The sequence below is a fragment of the Serratia sp. 3ACOL1 genome (genome assembly GCF_003668775.1).
GTDB classification, from domain to species: domain Bacteria; phylum Pseudomonadota; class Gammaproteobacteria; order Enterobacterales; family Enterobacteriaceae; genus Chania; species Chania fonticola.
Genome location: NZ_CP033055.1, coordinates 1,923,028 through 1,941,409, shown reverse-complemented (window position 1 = coordinate 1,941,409; position 18,382 = coordinate 1,923,028). Strand labels below are relative to the sequence as shown.

The following is an 18,382-nucleotide window of genomic DNA, read 5'->3' as shown; positions in this document are numbered from 1 at the left end:
CTATTAAGTCAATTTCTTTTTTTGTTCTTCAGTCAATTCGTTGTTGGTGTGCTGATTAGTCATGATGATACCTGTATCCTGAGTAAAGTAACTAAATTATAGCGCTATCAGTATTGTAGCAAATACTTTCTAACTTTTGTTTAAACAGAATGTGACGATAAATTGTCCGATTTTATCGTTGAGGCGCTGACATCTACCTTGAAGCCGCGCCCCTCACCCTAGCCCTCTCCCAAAAGGAGAGGGGACCGAATGTGCTACAACTTAATTACGGCAATCGTCCTCTACATCAAACTTGTCACAGATCGCCTCTGTACCTGAACATGGCACCGTACTAGCTCCCTCGCCCTTTGGGAGAGGGTTGGGGTGAGGGGGAATTGGTAGTCTTAACTGACAGCCAATAGCTCAGTCTTTATTGGAATATGGCGGTGAGAGAGGGTTTGATTCGCAAGCTCACCCTACGGGCGGCCCGTCGGCCGTCCAAAATGTCTCTGCGATGCGAGCCATTTTGTCGAACCCTGTCGAGGTTTCTCACCCCTCTCTGACTGTGTTACATGCAATAAAAAAGCCTGAATGTGAATTCAGGCTTTCTCATTTAATATGGCGGTGAGAGAGGGGTTCGAACCCTCGATACACTTACGCGTATACACACTTTCCAGGCGTGCTCCTTCAGCCACTCAGACACCTCACCGTACGTTGCGCGTTAGTCAGTGCAACGGGGCGCTACTATAGGGAGAGTCGGTTAACCGGTCAAGAATATTTTTACGGTTTTAGCTCAGGTGGTTAAGCCGTCGCCGCTTTGCCGTAAATCAAGACCGGAATAACGCATTTTTTTAGTCCAGTACCTGCGGACAGGTGCTGTTCAAACACGAGCTTCATTGCTCGCCCCACCGGTAAGGTGGGGCAAGTCTTCAGGGCATTAAGCCAATAAAGACCGTCTTTTTACGTGGACCGGTCATCAAAGACTCCAGCTCTTCAACACAAGCCTGGTAGTGCGGGGTCGTTTTATGGAAAGCCACGGCCTGCTCATCGGCGTAAGCCTCGTAAATATAAAAACGCGTGGGGATGTCAGGGTCCTGTAACACATCGAAGCGCAGGTTGCCCTTTTCCTGGATCGCACCCAGATGGTTTTGGCGAAACACCTCGATAAACCGCTCAACCTTGTCGTCATGAACGTTAATTTCGACCAGGGTAACGTGCATAATCAGCCTCCTTGAATGGGGTGGGCCTGGAAAACCAGCCCGCATTTCAGCCGTATCAGCCTTTTTCGCTGAGGAATAGTTCGTAGGCGTGTTCTACCGTTTCGTTCTGATGAACGATGGCGTGCACCGCCTTGATCATGGCAACCGGGCTTTCTGACTGAAAAATATTCCGCCCCATATCTACCCCGGATGCCCCTTGATCAATCGCCTGGAAGCACATCTCCAGCGCCTCGCGCTCAGGTAACTTCTTCCCACCGGCGATAACTATCGGCACTGGGCAGCCAGCTACAATGCGTTCGAACCCTTTATCCACGTAGTAAGTTTTGATGATTTGCGCCCCCATCTCGGCGGCGATACGCGTGGCTAGTGAAAAATAACGCTGATCGCGTGCCATATCTTTCCCTACGCCGGTCACCGCCATGGTGGGCATGCCGACTTTCAGACCCGCATCGATCAGTTGGATGATGTTTTTAATCGACTGGTGTTCATGTTCCGTGCCGATATAAACCTGTGCGGCGACGGCACAGCTATTCAGACGCACCGCGTCGTCCATGGCGACCGCCACCGCCTCATTGCTCAACTCGGTCAGAATGGAGTTTGCCCCTGAAGCGCGTAGCACGATGGGTTTGTTGGTGGCTGGCGGGATCACGCTACGCAGAATACCCCGGGTACACATCAACACGTCGGCATGTGCAAACAGCGGCGCAATATTGATATCAATCCGCTCCAGCCCGGTCGTCGGCCCCTGGAAATAGCCGTGGTCAAAGGCCAGCATCACGGTTCGGTTGGTGCGGGGATTGAAAATGCGTGCCAGGCGGGACTGCATGCCCCAATCCAGCGCACCACACCCTTTTAAACTGAACAGGGCATTTTGCTGCGGCTTATCGATATGGAAGTCTTTACCATCTTTGATGTCATCTAAATCAGCCATTGTCTTACTCCCTCCAAATAATCGGTGCGATAGGTTAGAAGTTGTATTTGTCGATATTGTCTTTATTGAACACCACGCGCTCAGGCAGCAGCACGATGCCATTGCCTTTTGCCTGGTAGTCGTAGCCTTGTACGCTGTTCGGCGAAACTTCTACCTGACCCACGCCAGGGATATCGAGCTTGTCGCCAACCTTCAATTCGCCGTTTTTCAGCAGGGCGTTGGCCACGTAAACCGAGATTTTCCCCTGTTCGACCACGTCCCACAGGCCGAACTCTTTAACCGTTCCGCGCTGAATATAAGGGCGCATAACGTTTGGCGTGCTGAACCCTACAATTGCCACGTTGTCACGCTTGAGGTTTTCTGCCGCCTGGGCCGCTGCGGGCAGGGCATTGGCATCCGGGGCGATGATGGCATCCAGATCGCCGTAGGCTTTCAGGATCCCTTCGGCGGTTTGCAGTGACTTGGTGGCATCGTTGTAACCAAACTGTGTGGTGACCACTTCCCAGCCTGGATGGTCTTTTTCGATTTTACGCTTGGCTTCATTCACCCATTGGTTCTGGTCTGTGACCGTCGGGCTGGAGTAGAAGAAGGCGACCTTGGCCTTATCTTTCTTCACCTGATTGGCTGCCATATCGACCAACATGCCCCGAGTTGGGCTGGTGTCCCCTGATTGATGTAGTAAGAACGGCATTCGGGCTTGGTGTCTGAGTCCCAGGTCAATACCTTCACGCCCCGCTGCATGGCGCGTTTTAACGCCGGGCAGAGTCCTTCCGGGGAAACGGCGGAGACGATAATGGCGTTATAGCCCTGGTTAACGAAGTTATTGATCAACTGAACCTGGCCGGAAACGCTAGGTTCGGTTGGGCCATCGTAGGTGACGTCAACGCCCAGCTCTTTCCCCGCCTCTAGTGCTCCATTACCCCCGCTGGTGAAAAAGCCGACGCCCACCAGTTTGGGGATAAAGGCAATGCGTTCCGCCGCCTGTACGCCAATGCTTAGCGAAGCCATGCCGAGTACGCTTAAAAGCGCGATTTTTTTGATACGTTGTAGGGTCATGTTGTTCTCCGTATATCGCGTTGTCAGAAGTTGTCTGTCTGAGCTCAAACCTGATGGATGCTGCGTCGTCGTTGGAGCCACTCTTTGATCTGATGCCGATGTAGGCTGATGGAACGGCCAACGACGACAATAATCAGCAGCGCTCCGGAAAGTGCGTTGGAGATCTGGTTGGGCACGCCAGCCATTTGTAATCCCTGTTGCAGATAGCCGACCAACAAAACGGCTACGGCGGTACCGAGAATGGAGCCAGAGCCGCCGTAAATATTTGCCCCGCCAAGCACCACTGCCGTGATGGCTGGCATCAGGAAGGAGGCACCGAGGTCGGAACGTGCCGAACCAAAGTAGGAAACCAGCAATACCGCAGCGATGGCCGAAGCAAATCCGGTCATTGCATAGAGTGCACATAGCGTTCGGTTAACCGGGATCGCACTGTATTGCGCTACGCGCTGGCTTTGGCCAATCAGGAAGATGTTGCGCCCTGCGTGTGTCCGGTGCGTCAGCAGCCAGCACAGCAGCACACAGACCATAAAGAAGGTCAGCGGGACTGGCAGGCCAAACACCGTCAGGTTGGCGAAATCGGTAAAGGCCATCGGGAATCCTCCGATGCCTTCATAGCCGGTGGCACCAGAGATGCCCGAAAGCAGGAGGGCGCTACCGCCAAACAGGTACATGGTGCCGAGGGTGATCACCAAAGGATTGATACCGGTGTAGATGATCAATCCGGCGTTGATCAAACCGCATAGGGCACCCAAGGCTAGCGTTATCGCAATTGCCAACGGCAAGGGCAGGCCCGCCTGGAACAATACCCCTAGCGCAATGGCGCACAGGCCAATGGTGGAACCAAATGAAATATCAATGCCACCACTGACGATCACCATGGTTAACGGCAGTGCCACAATGCCAATACAGATAAAGTCGCTGGTGCTGAACAACAGGACATTGATGTCCAGCATGCGCGGGTTAACGACTCCGAACGCCAGGATCTCAATCAGCAGCAGGGCGGCCAGCGCCAGTTCCCAGCCGAAACGTCGCCATTGTGCCATCATGCGATCTCCCGTTTTTTTCCCTGTGCAGGGAGTTGGGTGGAGTTAGGGGATGTTGGGGACAGAGGTGGGGGATCGATAAACCGGGCATATTTCTGGCGGCGGATATTCCTTTGCAGGGCGCAGCGCAGGCGGCCATCAAATACCAGGACCCCCAACAAAACCAGGCCAGCGATAAAGTCGTTCCACCACGCAGGAATGCGCAACAGTACCAGCACGCTGTCGATCTGCGTCAGGAAATAGGCCCCCAGAATGGCCCCCACCACCGTACCAGAACCACCAAGCAGACTGATGCCTCCCAGCACACAGGCGGCAATGGCCTTCATTTCCAGGCCGGTTCCTGTCTGGTTGGGAATAAAGCCAATCTGTGCGGCAAACACGATCCCGGCGAGCGCCGCCATTAGCCCATTAAGTGAGAAAGCGATGATGCGGATGGCCTCGGTGCGGATCCCGAGTTGACGAGCACCCTGCAGGTTGTCACCGGTGGCATAGAAGCTGCGGCCGAATGAGGTTTTCAACAGTAGCCAGGCCATTAACGCCACCAGCAGTAAAGTTAGCCAGCCAATCGGTGAGATACCCAGCAGCACTGGGGAAGAGAGCTGCTTGAGCGAGCTTGGCAAACCCTCGATCCATTTACCGCCGGTCCATAGCAGCATGATGCCGCGATACAGGCCAAGGGTGCCCAGGGTAGCGACTATGGCAGGAATTTTGAACCAGGCGACCAGCACACCATTAAAAAAGCCGGCTAGCAAACCGAGTAGCAGCGTGACGGTAAAGGCGACGGGCAAGCTGTATCCGGCATTGAGCGTTATCCCAAGCAGCACCGCACACATCCCGGTGATGGAACCGACGGAGACATCAATATTACGGGTCAGCATGACCAGTGCCGCGCCGATGGCCAGCAACATCAGAATTTGCGAACTGCTGAAAATCATGGTCAGCGTCTGGAAACTGAAATAGCTGCTATCAATGCCCCCAGTAACGCAAACAGGCCGATGATGGCCAGCAGCGCCGTCAGCTCTCGGTTGTTTTGTATCATCTTTAGCATGAGGTCTCCCCGTTGGCATGAGGCTGATGGGATGCGGCATGTTGTTCGCCAAAGGCCATATGCATGATGGTATCCACAGTGATCTCGTCGCCGGACAGCGTGCTGCTTGCCACCTCGCCCTGGTGCATGATGCAGACCCGATCGGCCATCATGGCTATCTCTTCGAGATCGGATGAAATAAACAGGATAGCGACATGCTGCTGGGCAATGCTCCGAATGAGCTGATAGATATCGTTGCGTGCACCGACGTCGACGCCACGGGTCGGTTCATCGACGATCAGCAACTGTGGCGATGCTTCCAGGCATTTGGCGATCAGGATTTTTTGTTGATTACCGCCAGACAGGGTGCGGGCCGGTTGTTCCGGGTGGTTGAATTTGATATTCAGCGCCCGGCGATAACGTTCAAGCGTAGCGTTATCACGCTGTGGATGGGCCCAGAACCCGCCGGTATTGTGGGTCAGGGCACAGACGTTCCAGGATAACGATGAATCCAGATACAGCCCGGAAGACTGCCGGTCTTCCGGTAAATAGATCAGCCCGCGTTGCAACCGCTGGCGGGTATTCAGTTCCGCGATTTCTTCACCATTGAGCATGATGCTGCCCGCACTGGCTGGGCGTAATCCATACAGCGTTTCAGCCAACTCGGTGCGCCCGGAGCCGACCAGGCCAGCCAGACCCAGGATTTCCCCGGCGTGGACGTTGAGTGTCACCTGCCGGAAGCCTTCACCAGTGAGTTCCCTCAACTGCAATACGGCTTTGCCCTGAGGGTTGGCTGGCCGATTGCCAGGCAGTTCGAGCCACAGTTTCTGGCTAGCGGAGAGATCCACATTACGGGCCGCTGGGGTGATTGCCTGAATAATCTCATCCGTGGTCAGCGAGGCGGTTTTCCCCGTCAGGGCGATTTTGCCGTCACGCATTACGCTAACGCGGTCGGCAATCTGGCGGATTTCCGGCAGCTTATGGGAAATAAAGACGATACCGACACCTTTGCCAAGCAGTTCATGCAGGCGGGCAAATAAGCGGTCCGTTTCGGCAGGCGTCAGCGACGCCGTGGGTTCATCCAGGATCAGGATCTGGGAATCACGCATTAATCCACGCATGATCTCAACGATCTGGCGGTCAGCGACATCCAGCGACCCTGCCATACAGTTGGGTTCAAGCTTGCATCCCAACAGTTCGAGTAACTGCTGCATTTTTTCCACAGCAGCCCGTTTGGTGGGCAGGCCAAACAGAATATTCTCTTTAACCGACAGGCTGGGGAACAACAGCGGTTCCTGCGGCACCAGATAGATCCCCAGTTGATGCGCTTTTACCGGGGTCAGATTGGCACAACGCTGGCCATTGATCTCGATAGCGCCGCCGTCCGGTGGGACTACGCCAGCGATGATCTTCATTAGCGTAGATTTCCCCGCGCCATTGCCACCGAGCAAGGCATGTACCTCCCCGGCATGCAGGGTAAAGTCGATACCTTTCAGCACCTCAACACCGGAATAGTGTTTATTAATGTTTTGCACGCAGAGCAGAGGCGGATCTGAATATTCACCGGTTTGCATCTTGCCTCCGTTCACTCGAAGATGAGTGACTGAGTTGAACAAATATTTTTTAGAAAACTAATTGTTCATAACCTTAGTCATGGTTTGGCGATAAAACCATCACTGCGATCACGTTTTTTGAATAATTGTTTGCTGTGAAAACCGATGTTCAAATTTGGTGTATATTTGTGGCATGACTCACAGCTATTGTTGAGCGATAGCGGAACAATTGTGTTCAAGATTTAAAAATGTTCAAAGAGAAGCGGATTTATGACGATAAATGACAGTGCATTGACACCCGAACATGGCATGTGTGAGGAGGAGCAGGTCGCCCGCATCGCCTGGTTCTACTATCACGATGGGCTGACGCAAAGCGAGATTAGCGCCCGGCTTGGGCTGACGCGCCTTAAAGTCTCGCGTTTGCTGGAGAAAGGGCATCAGTCTGGGATTATTCGGGTGCAGATTAACTCTCGCTTTGAAGGTTGCCTACAGTATGAAGATGCATTGAAAAAGCACTTTGACCTGAAAAACATTCGCGTATTACCCGCCTTGGCCGAGGCTGATGACAGCGCGAGGTTGGGGATCGGGGCGGCACACATGCTGATGGAGTCTCTGGAGCCGCAGCAGCTGTTGGCAGCGGGATTTGGTGAGGCCACCATGAGCACCTTGAAAAGGCTCAGTGGTTTCATTTCTTCGCAGCAAATTCGGCTGGTCACGCTTTCCGGTGGTGTAGGACCTTATATGACCGGGATTGGTCAGTTGGATGCCGCCTGCAGCGTCAGCATGATCCCAGCTCCGTTGCGCGCTTCCTCTGCCGATATTGCCCGCACTCTGCGGGATGAAAATAGCGTCAGGGACGTGCTGCTGGCGGCCCAGGCTGCCGATGTCGCTGTAGTAGGGATCGGTGCGGTGAGTCAAAAAGATGCCGCCACCATTTTACGCGCTGGTTATATCACCGAAGGTGAACAGCTGATGATTGGCCGCAAAGGTGCCGTTGGCGATATTCTCGGCTACTTTTTTGATGCCAGCGGCGAAATCATTCCCGACATGCAGATCCATCAAGAATTGATAGGACTGAGTTTAAGTGCACTCGCCACCATACCTACCGTTGTCGGGGTTGCGGGGGGAGTACCAAAAGCTGAAGCGATCGTGGCGGCATTGAAGGGTGGCTATATCAACGCCTTGGTCACCGATCAGGACACGGCGGCAGAAATGCTCAAACTTATTGGAAAGTAAAGGTTAATAACGATGTAACAGACTGTCTCAAACACCAGCCGAGGACAAACACATGGCTCGACTCTGTACTCCTGCCACATCAGGCCAATACCTGATGGCTCTGGATGCCGGTACCGGCAGCGTCAGAGCGGTAATTTTTGATTTGGAAGGCAATCAAGTCTCAGTAGGGCAAGCCGAATGGCTACATTTGGCGGTTCCTGATGTACCGGGCTCCATGGAATTCGATCTTGCCAAAAACTGGCACCTCACCTGCCAATGCATCCATCAAGCGTTAAAGATGGCGGCCATTGCGCCGGAGGCGATTGCGTCCGTGGCTGCGTGTTCAATGCGTGAAGGGATTGTGATCTATGATGCAGAAGGTCAGCCAATCTGGGCATGCGCCAACGTAGATGCACGGGCAACGCGTGAGGTCAGCGAGTTAAAAGAGATCCACAACCATACTTTTGAAGATGAGGTTTACCGTTGTTCAGGGCAGACGCTGGCACTCAGCGCAATGCCCCGGCTGCTGTGGTTGGCGCACTACCGCCCTGATATCTATCGCCAGGCAGCCGCGGTCACCATGATCAGTGACTGGCTGGCTTATATGCTCAGCGGTGAACTTGCGGTCGATCCGTCAAATGCCGGGACTACCGGGTTGCTTGATCTGGTCACACGAGACTGGAGAAAAGGCCTGTTGGAAATGGCGGGCCTGCGTTCGGACATTCTTTCACCGGTAAAAGAGACGGGAACCCCGCTGGGGGCGGTGACGGACAACGCTGCCACACTTTCAGGCCTGCGGGCTGGCACCCCGGTGATTGTCGGGGGCGGTGATGTTCAATTGGGTTGCGTAGGGCTTGGCATCGTCAGACCAGCGCAGATCGCCGTATTAGGGGGAACGTTCTGGCAGCAGGTCGTGAACCTTCCTGCGCCGGTTACCGATCCCAATATGAATGTGCGCATTAACCCGCATGTGATCCCGGGCATGGTCCAGGCTGAATCCATCAGCTTTTTTACCGGGCTGACCATGCGCTGGTTCCGTGATGCCTTCTGCGCCGAGGAGAAGCTGATTGGTGAACGTCTGGGCGTGGATACCTATGCGTTGCTGGAGGATATGGCCAGGCGTGTACCATCAGGTGCTTATGGCGTTATGCCCATCTTCTCCGATGTCATGCGCTTTAAGAACTGGTATCACGCCGCCCCCTCATTTATCAACCTGTCAATCGACCCGGAAAAGTGCAACAAAGCCACGCTGTTCCGCGCCCTGGAAGAGAACGCGGCTATCGTGTCGGCCTGTAATCTGCAACAAATTGCCGAGTTTTCAGGTATCAAGGCCGATTCGCTGGTGTTTGCCGGTGGCGGTTCAAAGGGGACGCTCTGGAGCCAGATCCTGGCCGATGTCACCGGGCTGACCGTACGAGTCCCGGTGGTCAAGGAAGCGACCGCGCTGGGATGTGCTATTGCCGCTGGAGTGGGGGTAGGAGTCTATTCGTCGTTGGCGGATGCGGGGGAGAGCCTGGTGCGTTGGGATAGGGAACATATCCCGAATCCAGAAAACAGTGAGGTTTATCAGCAGGCACGTCAAAAATGGCTGGAGGTGTATCTGGATCAACTTGGTTTGGTCGATCACGGTTTGACGACGTCAATGTGGAAGGCTCCAGGCCTTTAAAGGAGGGTAATCATGCTCAAGACTAGTGAAATGGCTCACGACTATCGCTTCGGTGACAATGGCCCGAAATACCTGATCCGCGGCCCGATGTGCGATATGGGCGTCGTGGTGTTGCAACCAGGGCAGTCATTCAGAAATCACCGCCACAAGGAGGTTTGCGAAGTTTTTTATACCCTCAGTGGAGAGGTGTGCCTGTATCTGGAAGGGGATATGCACATGCTACGTGAAGGGGATGTGTTGCAGTGTGATCCTGGTGAGGCGCATTTTCTGGTCAATACTGGCTCGGTGCCGTGGAAAGGGGTATTCGTGAAATCGCCACATGTGCTAGGGGACAGCCATCCCGCAGAGCCTGAGAGCTATTAGGGAAAAAGCCCAAGCTTCCGGCTTGAGGTTGGATGAATTTAGCTTGTCGTGTTCTGGTGGACATGATAAATGAAATATAATACTAAACAGGTGCTTAAAAATTCTATCCCCTCAGGGACAAGCGAGTAACAATGCAGATAATGAATGTCAAACAGGCCAGGATAATCAGTTTCATCTTTGTGATGGGGGGGATCCTGCTGCTGCTGCCGTTGCATCTTCTTACCTGCTTTATGGCTGGTTTTCTGGTTTACGAGATCGTGAATATCCTGACGCCACATTTTCAGAAGGTCATCGGTGGCCATCGTGCCAGATGGCTGGTTGTGGCGGTGATCAGTACTTTGGTGGTCGGCCTGTTGATCACCATTGTGGGGAGTATCGTCGGCTATCTGATGCAGGATATGAAGAATATCTCTGCCATTAACACCCGTATTGCGTTCATCCTGCAGGATGTCCAGCAAGAGGTGGCAAAATATATGCCGGGCTACCTGCCGTTGAGTGTGGAAGAACTGAAGAACGAGATCCTGAGCCGGATGCAACAGCACATAGCGCTGCTGCAGACGATGGGTAAGAGTGTACTGCATGGCCTGGTGACCATGCTGATCGGGATGGTGCTCGGTGCCATAGTCTCACTGTATAACATTGATAGCAGCGAGGATCGGCCATTACTGAAAAGTGAGCTGATGAAAAGGATTTCGCTGTTATCGCAGGCGTTCCGCAATATTGTGTTTGCTCAGGTTAAAATATCGGCAATCAATACCTTCTTCTCGGCTATCTTTATCCTTGGTGTGCTACCGCTGTGTGGGATCCATATCCCGTTGGCGAAAACGCTGGTGGTGTTTACCTTTATCTTTGGCCTGCTGCCGGTGATCGGCAATCTGATCTCCAATACCATTGTTTTCATCTCTGGCCTGTCGGTTTCACTCGGAGTGGCACTGATTGCGCTGCTCTACCTGATCGTGATCCACAAGTTTGAGTACTTCCTTAATGCCCGTATTGTCGGTACTAAAATCAGGGCTAACTCTTGGGAGATCTTGCTGGCGATGTTGGTCTTTGAGGCCGCATTCGGCCTGGCAGGCGTGGTTGCCGCTCCTATCTATTATGCCTATCTGAAGAGTGAGCTTAGGGAAGCCAAGCTGATTTGAGGGGCGGGGAGGGGGCCATTTTGCGAACCAACTATGTTTTTGCAAAGTAGGTAATGAGTTCAGATGTGCGGTAGGGCAAAGTTGAAATGTCCGTGATGTGCCAGAAGCGGACGCATCAACATAACTCAATGATAACAAGAAGCAGAGTAAGACTGTGAGACCCTCATGGTCCTACTCTGCAGTGTAAATTTTAATCCCATTAAAGTTAAAAGCAGCGCCACCATTAAAGACAATAGCAATACTTTTAACAGGTCTAGTCAGGCCGACATACAGCTCATACGAAAGAAGGAAGATGCTTTTGCAAGATGTAGGCTTTACAAAAACCGTATACCCATCGTCATTTAAAGAATGAGTCGTCAGTTGTTTGTTTCTCTGGATGGGCCCAAGGGAGCCGGTAAAACCACACTGTTAGAGGCCATTACGAAAGTATTAAGGGCTGACAACAAGAAGGTGATCCGACTCTGCGAGAAAAAAAGCGATCCCTACAGGGCGGAAACAATGGCCCTCGTTAACAAGCACGCCAGAAATCCCACCCTGGATTTGGAATTGGAGGTTTGTGAGCGCTTTGCTGATAGCCGTGCTTGGATTTCCCAGCATGTGCTGACTAAGCAGCCACCGGACAGCATTATCTTGATGGATCGCTGGTACCCTTCGGATGCCGCGTTTCGGCGAATGGTTCCATTCGCAGAGATTTTACAGCTTAATATTGAACGAAACGTGCGAGCGCCAGACCTGCATGTCGGGGTGATTACTGCGCCTGATATTTCATGGGCAAGGGCCGCGGCCCGATCGCGTGGGCTAGGCAGTACAGTGATTTCTAAGGTAGAGGAGCATGCCGCTTGTACCAAGGCATTCGAGCGAGAAATTGCAAATCACGGCTGGGTTTTATGCTGTAATGAAGGGAGAATCGAAGACGCAACAATGCAGGTCATTTCTGAGATTTACAGTATGCTCGGATCCCCCGCCTCAGCGGCTGCCAATCCTTATACACGGACATCACGTTAAATATCGCGGCCAAAACCGATCCCTTGCTTCTCTCCGGGAGCGGATTTGACGCGGCGATTCATTTCGAGCACCCAGCATGGGCAGGCATGCGTAGGCAGGTACTCTTTGAGGAGAGACTGGTGCCAGTGTGCCATCCCGATCTGTTAACCGATAAGAATATCTTTGGACAGCTTAATGTTAGTCCAGACTTTCTCTTGTAATATGGCGGTGAGGGAGGGCTTGATTCGCAAGCTCACCCTGCGGGCGGCCGGTCGGCCGTCCAAAATGTCTCTGCGATGCGAGCCATTTTGTCGAACCCTGTCGAGGATTCTCACCCCTCCCAGAGGGTGGTACATGCAATAAAAAAGCCTGAATGTGAATTCAGGCTTTCTCATTTAAGATGGCGGTGAGGGAGGGGTTCGAACCCTCGATACACTTACGCGTATACACACTTTCCAGGCGTGCTCCTTCAGCCACTCAGACACCTCACCGTTTTGTCATCGGCAACGGTTTACGCTGTCGACGGGCGCTAATGTAGGAGAATCTGATCCCAGCGTCAATAGCCTTGTGCCATAACCGTGTGCGTTTAGCCAAACTTCCAGCAATCTGCTGATTTGTCGCACGATAATTCCGCCTTCTCCCTGCCAGTTTATTCTTGCATAGTGTGGCAAAGCGCGAAAGGATAGCTAAAAATCCACCCAACAAGGGAACCGGCAGTGAATATTATTTTCTATCACCCGTTTTTTGATGCGCAAGATTGGCTGGCAGGAATGGCGAAGCGTTTACCACAGGCGAATATCCGGGCATGGCAGCCTGGGGACGATCGTCCGGCGGACTACGCGCTGGTATGGCGGCCACCCTATGAGATGCTGGCCAACCGCCGCGATCTGAAAGGGATCTTTGCTCTGGGAGCTGGAGTAGACGCCATTCTTGAGCAGGAACGTCAGCATCCCGGTGTCCTACCGGCGGGAGTACCGCTAATCCGGCTGGAGGATACCGGCATGGCGCAGCAGATGGATGAATACGCGCTGGCTGGCGTGTTGCGCTATTTTCGTCGTTTTGATGAGTATCAGTTGCAGCAACAGCAGCAGAACTGGTTGCCGCTTGAGCCTCATCAGCAGAGTGATTTCACCATCGGCATTCTGGGCGCCGGGGTATTGGGGAAAAGTGTGGCGCAAAAGCTGGTGGCGTTCGGTTTTAACGTCCGCTGCTGGAGCCGCAGCCCCAAGCAGATTGAGCACGTACAGAGTTTTGCCGGGCAACCTCAGTTAGCGGCGTTTCTTGATGGCACGCGGTTGCTGATCAACCTGTTGCCCAATACGCCTGAAACTGCGGGTATCCTTAATCGCCAGCTGTTTAGCCGTTTGGTGCCAGGTGCTTACCTGATCAACATTGCGCGCGGTGCCCATCTGGTGGAAGACGATCTGCTGGCGATGTTGGCACAAGGGCAACTGGCGGCCGCCATGCTTGACGTCTTTGTCAACGAACCTTTGCCGTCCGCTCATGCCTTCTGGCGTCATCCCCGTGTCACGATTACCCCGCATATTGCTGCTGTTACTCTGCCGGAACAGGCGATGGATCAGGTTAGTGCCAATCTCCTGCGGCTTGAGGCGGGTGAACAGCCTGCTGGACTGGTTGATATTCAGCGTGGCTATTGATGCTTTCCCAATCCGTTAACATGTCGCTAGCGGCGTTAACTGCTATCATGAACAAGGATTGGCCGCCATCCGCTGACCCTGGCGAGCGCCTAAGAAGGAGAAAGAATGTACCCCGTTGATTTACATATGCATACCGTAGCCAGTACCCATGCCTATAGCACCCTGCACGACTATATCGCCGAAGCGAAACACAAAGGCATCAAACTGTTCGCCATCACCGACCATGGGCCGGATATGGCCGATGCGCCACACTACTGGCACTTTATGAACATGCGTGTGTGGCCACGTCTGGTGGATGGCATTGGCATTCTGCGCGGTATTGAGGCCAATATCAAAAACCTGGCCGGTGATATCGACTGCACCGGACCCATGCTCAACGAAATCGATCTGATTATTGCCGGGTTCCATGAGCCGGTATTTGCTCCGCAGGATCGGGCCGCCAACACCGAGGCGATGATTGCCGCCATGGTGCAGGGCGATGTCCATATCATCAGCCATCCGGGCAACCCAAAATATCCGGTCGATATCCCGGCGATAGCCGCAGCGGCAGCCAAATATCAGGTAGCGTTGGAGCTGAATAACTCTTCGTTTATTCATTCCCGTAAGGGCAGTGAATCAAATTGCCGTGCGATAGCTGCCGCAGTGCGTGACGCTGGCGGCTGGCTGGCATTAGGCTCTGACTCGCACGTGGCTTTTGCTCTAGGTGGTTTTGAACACTGCGAGCGTATCCTTGAGGAAGTGGATTTCCCGCAGGAGCGCGTTTTAAACGTGTCACCGCGCCGGATCCTGAACTTTCTTGAGCAGCGTGGCAGACCGGCAATTGCGGAATTAGCCGATCTGTGACATCGTCACGGCAAATTTTAGTTTTATAGGGTGTTATCATGAATGAGTTTTCCGTTGTCTGCCGGGTGTTGGGCACGCTGTTTTACCGCCAGCCGCAGGATCCGTTGTTGGAGCCACTGTTTACCTTGATCAAAGAGGGCAAACTGCAGCAGCACTGGCCGCTCGAGCAGGACGAACTGCTGACTCGTTTGCAACAGCATTGTACCGATCCGCAGTTGGCCGCCGATTTTAACGCTCTGTTTGTCGGCAGCGAGTGCAGCGTCTCACCACTGCGTTCGTCCTACGTTGAAGGGGCCAGCGAAGCGGACGTGCGGGTATTTCTCCAGCAGCGTGGGATGCCATTAGGTGAAGCGCCAGCCGATCATTTCGGTTCGCTGTTGTTGGCCGCCTCCTGGCTGGAAGATCAGTCGCAGGAAGATGAAGTCCAGGCGCAAATCACGCTGTTTAACGAGTTCTTGCTGCCTTGGTGTGGCCGCTTCCTGGGTAAGGTCGAGGCACACGCCACCAGCGGTTTTTACCGTACTCTGGCAGAGATAGCTCGCCATGCCATTGCCGCCATGTGTGATGAGCTAGCAGAGTATGAACAAGGTGAAGAAGGGCAGGACGAAGAAGAGTAAATGTGAGAGGGCGCAGCCTAGACTGCGCCCAAAAGAATTAATCGGTGAACGGGATCACCAACTGACCGGGCTTCACTTCCAACCCTTTAGCCAGCTTGAGTGCCATGGCTTCCGTTTTGCTCTTATCCGCATTGAGAACATACACCGGTTTCTGATCGAAATACGATTTCAACGACTGATTCAGGTAAGGCGACAGAGCCTTCATCACCGTATCCATCTTCTCCGGCTGCACCTGATAATCGACCAATTCCATTTCCTTGAGGAAGATCGCTCCTTTTTCGCGGTCGTAGACCGGTTGCGCCTTCAACGTTAACTGCAAATCGGCGGCCTGTGGCCCGAGGATCGAAGTAATATTGACCTTGGCATTGCCGGAAAGCGTGACCTTATTAGGTTCTGTACGGCCAATCTGGCTCTGCAACTGGGTTAACACAATATTGGCATCAACCAACCCCGGCACGCCGATCTGCTTTTGGTAGTCGTTGTGTTTTTGCAGGTAATTATTCACTTCCTGCTCGCTGACGCTGTATTGGGTAAGCTGGTTACAGCCGACAAGCGTACCGGCAACGACCAGGGCAGCCATGCCCATCAGGATCTTCTTCATTCAAACCTCGTAAAACGAAAATGCGGCAGACTTTGACTGTTGCAAACCAAAGGTGACTGCCAGCAAAGAAAAATTTCAGCTCGCAGGATAACAGATGACGCGGCGCAAAGGGTTTTTTACCTAGTCGGATAAGGCTGAAATTACCTATCGCCGCAGCCGCCATACCAACAGCACCACGCCTCCCAGACAGGTTAACCCGCCAAGCGCGGGGAACAGAGGAATGCCCCACAGCTGGCTGGTGGAACGCATCAGATAAGGAGCCAGCCCCAGTGCGAATGCCGCCGTGACGATCGCAATGGCCAGCGTGACCGCCGCACGTTCCAAAGCTTTGCTGAGCTGGCCGAGGTTCTTGACGTTGATTTCGGCGTCGATCTTGCCCTGCTTTAAACGGCGCATCAGCAAACGAATGGCCTGTGGCAGTTCCTCTCCGGCATCCAGCGTCTCACCACCCAGCAATAGAGCACGACGGCGCAGCGCTTCGGGTGTATAGCGCTGGAGCATCACCTGGCGCAACATCGGTTTAAGGGTGGCTACGATATCAAAGGCGGGATCCAGGCGATGTAAAACGCCATCCGCGGTGATCAGCGCCTTGAATAACAGCACCAGATCGGGAGGTAACGGTAGCTGATGCTCACGGGCCATCACCAACAGGTCGGTAAGTGCCTTGCCCAGAGTCAGGGTGCTTGAGGCTTGCTTATCGAGAAAGTTTTGCGCAGCCTGTTCCAGATCGGTCAGATCCAGTTCCTGGCTGTCAGACCAGGCGATCAGCGTATTGACGATGCCGTCGCTCTGGCGTTCCGCAATGGCCTGCAGCAACAGCAGAAGTTGGTTACGCCGCCGTTCCGACAACTGGCCAACCATGCCAAAATCGATAAACCCTACGTGGTTGTCGCCCAGGGCCATTACGTTACCGGGATGAGGATCGGCGTGATAAAGCCGATGTTCCAGCACCATGGTCATAAATGCTTGCGCGCCACGCTGTGCCAGCAACGGGCCATCGAACCCGGCGGCGGCTAATTGCTGCGGATTTTCGGGGGCGATGCCGGGCAGATATTGTTGTACCAGCAGGCGTTTTGACGAGTGCTGCCAATAAATTTTCGGGATCACCACTTCGGGCTGTTTGGCAAAGTGTTCCGCAACCCGATCGCAATTATTACCTTCATGCGTCAGATCCAGCTCGTGATTGAGCGCGGTGGCCAGCGTTTGCACCATCTGGTGCGGGCGATAACGCGCCAGTGCCGGGCTTTGTTGCTCCACGGTTTCTGCCAGATAGGCCAACAGGCGCAGATCGGCATGAATGGTTTTGGCTAACCCTGGACGCAACACTTTCACCACCACCGACTCGCCACTGTGCAGGCGGGCGCGGTAGATTTGCGCCATGGAGGCGGCGGCTAACGGGATGGGATCGAATTGGGCAAATACCTGCTGAGGATCACCGCCCAGATCGGCGGTGATCTGCGCGGCCAGCTTTTCCCAGGGTAGGGTTGTCGCCTGGCTATGCAGGCGCTCCAGCTCGTCGGTCCAGCGCTGTTCCAGCAGGTCGGTGCGGGTGGCCAGGATCTGGCCGAATTTAACGAAGGTTGGCCCTAAAGCTTCCAGGGCCGCGCGCAGACGTTCTGGCAATGTCTGATTATCGACCTCCACGCCGCCGCTTCTCAGGCCGCCAAGCATCTTGCCTAACCCTAGCAGCCTGATGACATCCTGCAAACCGTAACGGATTAGTACGGAAGAGATTTCTTGCAGCCTGGCGCGGTCACGAGCGGTGACAAAAAACATTTTTAGCATCTGCGCGTGACTCCCTTATCGCCGATGTGGATCATTGCTCCATATCGAACAGCAACGGAATATCAACGCGCTGCGCCATGTGGTTGCGGTAAGCCTCCACGTTGTCCGGCAAGGCGACACCGGCCACGATCGACAGCGAGCGTAACAGCGGGAACAGATGGATATCATCTTCACTGAGCGTGCCGTTGACCGCTTCCGATGACTGGATCAGCGGGGAGAGCGTAGCTAGATCCTCTTCCAATTGGGCGATGAGGTCGGCGCTGTCGGCCAGTAATACGGCAAAATCACCGCTGGCGGCCTGTTTTTTGTCGCTGAAATAGCGGCGCGCGTTGTCAGTGGCGAACTCTTCGAAATCGGCATTGGCAAAGCGCGGTAACAGCAGTTTGTTGACGTAGGTGGCAGTGTGTTGCAACCATGCGGCGATGGCCGGATTGGTTTTTCCCGTCAGTAGCGGTTTGCCGTCCAGGTTATCGACGTAATGCACGATATCCATGCTTTCGGGCAGATAGCTACCGTCGTCTTTTTGCAGGATTGGCGCCATCTTCTTGCCGATCATGCTGGTGGGGGTGATTTCGTCATCGCTTAGCAGGGTCACCAAACGCACCGGCAAATCCTTGAGGCCGAATATCATGCGAGCCTTTACGCAGAATGGGCAGTGGTCGTAAATAAACAGTTTCATGCATGCTCCTGTTGTCGGGT

The 18,382-nt window shown here is 53.8% G+C and carries 15 protein-coding genes, 2 tRNA genes and 3 pseudogenes; 9 read left to right on the top strand and 11 right to left on the bottom strand.

Translation table 11 applies throughout. From position 1 onward, the window contains the following. Nucleotides 1–598: 598 nt before the first annotated feature. The 7 genes and pseudogenes from D9980_RS08925 to lsrA form a co-directional block, all read right to left on the bottom strand. Nucleotides 599–688 (bottom strand) — tRNA-Ser (locus tag D9980_RS08925). Nucleotides 689–908: 220 nt separating this feature from the next. Then, on the bottom strand, nt 909–1,199 hold the full coding sequence (gene lsrG / locus D9980_RS08920; RefSeq protein ID WP_065685617.1) for a (4S)-4-hydroxy-5-phosphonooxypentane-2,3-dione isomerase: 291 nt from the start codon (nt 1,197–1,199) through the stop codon (nt 909–911). Nucleotides 1,200–1,254: 55 nt separating this feature from the next. Then, complete coding sequence (gene lsrF, locus D9980_RS08915) at nt 1,255–2,130, bottom strand: 3-hydroxy-5-phosphonooxypentane-2,4-dione thiolase (protein ID WP_024486575.1); 876 nt, start codon at nt 2,128–2,130, stop codon at nt 1,255–1,257. A gap of 34 nt (nt 2,131–2,164) precedes the next feature. Continuing rightward, nucleotides 2,165–3,186, bottom strand: a pseudogene (lsrB, locus tag D9980_RS08910) (autoinducer 2 ABC transporter substrate-binding protein LsrB). A gap of 44 nt (nt 3,187–3,230) precedes the next feature. Then, nucleotides 3,231–4,232, bottom strand: coding sequence for an autoinducer 2 ABC transporter permease LsrD (gene lsrD / locus D9980_RS08905; RefSeq protein ID WP_121607058.1), 1,002 nt, complete (start codon nt 4,230–4,232; stop codon nt 3,231–3,233). Then, nucleotides 4,229–5,277, bottom strand: a pseudogene (gene lsrC, locus D9980_RS08900) (autoinducer 2 ABC transporter permease LsrC). Before lsrC ends, lsrD begins: the two are co-directional and overlap by 4 nt. Then, nucleotides 5,271–6,830, bottom strand: a complete 1,560-nt coding sequence (gene lsrA / locus D9980_RS08895; protein ID WP_121607057.1) for an autoinducer 2 ABC transporter ATP-binding protein LsrA — start codon at nt 6,828–6,830, stop codon at nt 5,271–5,273. Before lsrA ends, lsrC begins: the two are co-directional and overlap by 7 nt. 249 nt (nt 6,831–7,079) lie before the next feature. Between lsrA and lsrR the strand changes: the two genes are divergently transcribed. The 6 genes and pseudogenes from lsrR to D9980_RS08865 all read left to right on the top strand — a co-directional run. After that, nucleotides 7,080–8,045, top strand: a complete 966-nt coding sequence (lsrR, locus tag D9980_RS08890) for a transcriptional regulator LsrR (protein ID WP_162304244.1) — start codon at nt 7,080–7,082, stop codon at nt 8,043–8,045. A 52-nt stretch (nt 8,046–8,097) separates the two neighbouring features. Continuing rightward, nucleotides 8,098–9,690 (top strand): autoinducer-2 kinase, encoded by a 1,593-nt coding sequence (gene lsrK / locus D9980_RS08885; protein WP_024486580.1) that lies wholly within the window; start codon nt 8,098–8,100, stop codon nt 9,688–9,690. A gap of 12 nt (nt 9,691–9,702) precedes the next feature. Continuing rightward, complete coding sequence (locus tag D9980_RS08880; protein WP_121607056.1) at nt 9,703–10,053, top strand: cupin domain-containing protein; 351 nt, start codon at nt 9,703–9,705, stop codon at nt 10,051–10,053. A 131-nt stretch (nt 10,054–10,184) separates the two neighbouring features. Continuing rightward, entirely contained in the window at nt 10,185–11,195 is a 1,011-nt protein-coding gene (locus D9980_RS08875) for an AI-2E family transporter (RefSeq protein WP_121607055.1), read from the top strand. A 348-nt stretch (nt 11,196–11,543) separates the two neighbouring features. Next, nucleotides 11,544–12,200 carry a dTMP kinase gene (locus D9980_RS08870; protein ID WP_121607054.1) on the top strand — a complete coding sequence of 219 codons (657 nt, stop codon included), beginning with the start codon at nt 11,544–11,546 and terminating at the stop codon, nt 12,198–12,200. Next, nucleotides 12,152–12,385: pseudogene (locus tag D9980_RS08865) on the top strand (LysR substrate-binding domain-containing protein); the annotation flags it as partial. The gene D9980_RS08870 and the pseudogene D9980_RS08865, both read left to right, overlap by 49 nt. 195 nt (nt 12,386–12,580) lie before the next feature. Here the strand turns inward: D9980_RS08865 and D9980_RS08860 are convergent. After that, a tRNA-Ser gene (locus tag D9980_RS08860) sits at nt 12,581–12,670 on the bottom strand. A 225-nt stretch (nt 12,671–12,895) separates the two neighbouring features. On the opposite strand from D9980_RS08860, the gene ghrA reads away from it, so the two are divergent. From ghrA to D9980_RS08845, 3 genes are all read left to right on the top strand, one after another. Continuing rightward, nucleotides 12,896–13,837: a glyoxylate/hydroxypyruvate reductase GhrA gene (gene ghrA / locus D9980_RS08855; RefSeq protein WP_121607052.1), complete on the top strand. Its 942-nt coding sequence runs from the start codon at nt 12,896–12,898 to the stop codon at nt 13,835–13,837. A gap of 105 nt (nt 13,838–13,942) precedes the next feature. Beyond that, the gene (locus D9980_RS08850) at nt 13,943–14,680 is read left to right on the top strand and encodes a phosphatase (RefSeq protein WP_121607051.1); all 738 of its coding nucleotides are present in this window, start codon (nt 13,943–13,945) and stop codon (nt 14,678–14,680) included. A 38-nt stretch (nt 14,681–14,718) separates the two neighbouring features. Continuing rightward, the gene (locus D9980_RS08845; protein WP_121607050.1) at nt 14,719–15,297 is read left to right on the top strand and encodes a molecular chaperone; all 579 of its coding nucleotides are present in this window, start codon (nt 14,719–14,721) and stop codon (nt 15,295–15,297) included. 37 nt (nt 15,298–15,334) lie between these two features. On the opposite strand, the gene D9980_RS08840 is transcribed toward D9980_RS08845, so the two are convergent. From D9980_RS08840 to grxB, 3 genes are all read right to left on the bottom strand, one after another. Continuing rightward, the gene (locus D9980_RS08840) at nt 15,335–15,898 is read right to left on the bottom strand and encodes a lipoprotein (RefSeq protein ID WP_121607049.1); all 564 of its coding nucleotides are present in this window, start codon (nt 15,896–15,898) and stop codon (nt 15,335–15,337) included. A gap of 144 nt (nt 15,899–16,042) precedes the next feature. Next, nucleotides 16,043–17,683: an AarF/ABC1/UbiB kinase family protein gene (locus tag D9980_RS08835; protein ID WP_121607048.1), complete on the bottom strand. Its 1,641-nt coding sequence runs from the start codon at nt 17,681–17,683 to the stop codon at nt 16,043–16,045. Nucleotides 17,684–17,714: 31 nt separating this feature from the next. Next, a complete protein-coding gene (gene grxB, locus D9980_RS08830) occupies nt 17,715–18,362 on the bottom strand; it encodes a glutaredoxin 2 (RefSeq protein WP_024486698.1) in 648 nt (215 codons plus the stop codon). Nucleotides 18,363–18,382: the final 20 nt, after the last annotated feature.

Excerpts from the sequence above, each read along its gene's own strand:
- lsrG (WP_065685617.1), bottom strand. The coding sequence starts at position 1,199 with ATGCACGTTACCCTGGTCGAAATTAACGTTCATGACGACAAGGTTGAG.
- lsrF (WP_024486575.1), bottom strand. The coding sequence starts at position 2,130 with ATGGCTGATTTAGATGACATCAAAGATGGTAAAGACTTCCATATCGAT.
- lsrD (WP_121607058.1), bottom strand. The coding sequence starts at position 4,232 with ATGATGGCACAATGGCGACGTTTCGGCTGGGAACTGGCGCTGGCCGCC.
- lsrA (WP_121607057.1), bottom strand. The coding sequence starts at position 6,830 with ATGCAAACCGGTGAATATTCAGATCCGCCTCTGCTCTGCGTGCAAAAC.
- lsrR (WP_162304244.1), top strand. The coding sequence starts at position 7,080 with ATGACGATAAATGACAGTGCATTGACACCCGAACATGGCATGTGTGAG.
- lsrK (WP_024486580.1), top strand. The coding sequence starts at position 8,098 with ATGGCTCGACTCTGTACTCCTGCCACATCAGGCCAATACCTGATGGCT.
- D9980_RS08880 (WP_121607056.1), top strand. The coding sequence starts at position 9,703 with ATGCTCAAGACTAGTGAAATGGCTCACGACTATCGCTTCGGTGACAAT.
- D9980_RS08875 (WP_121607055.1), top strand. The coding sequence starts at position 10,185 with ATGCAGATAATGAATGTCAAACAGGCCAGGATAATCAGTTTCATCTTT.
- D9980_RS08870 (WP_121607054.1), top strand. The coding sequence starts at position 11,544 with ATGAGTCGTCAGTTGTTTGTTTCTCTGGATGGGCCCAAGGGAGCCGGT.
- D9980_RS08850 (WP_121607051.1), top strand. The coding sequence starts at position 13,943 with ATGTACCCCGTTGATTTACATATGCATACCGTAGCCAGTACCCATGCC.
- D9980_RS08845 (WP_121607050.1), top strand. The coding sequence starts at position 14,719 with ATGAATGAGTTTTCCGTTGTCTGCCGGGTGTTGGGCACGCTGTTTTAC.
- D9980_RS08840 (WP_121607049.1), bottom strand. The coding sequence starts at position 15,898 with ATGAAGAAGATCCTGATGGGCATGGCTGCCCTGGTCGTTGCCGGTACG.
- D9980_RS08835 (WP_121607048.1), bottom strand. The coding sequence starts at position 17,683 with ATGCTAAAAATGTTTTTTGTCACCGCTCGTGACCGCGCCAGGCTGCAA.
- grxB (WP_024486698.1), bottom strand. The coding sequence starts at position 18,362 with ATGAAACTGTTTATTTACGACCACTGCCCATTCTGCGTAAAGGCTCGC.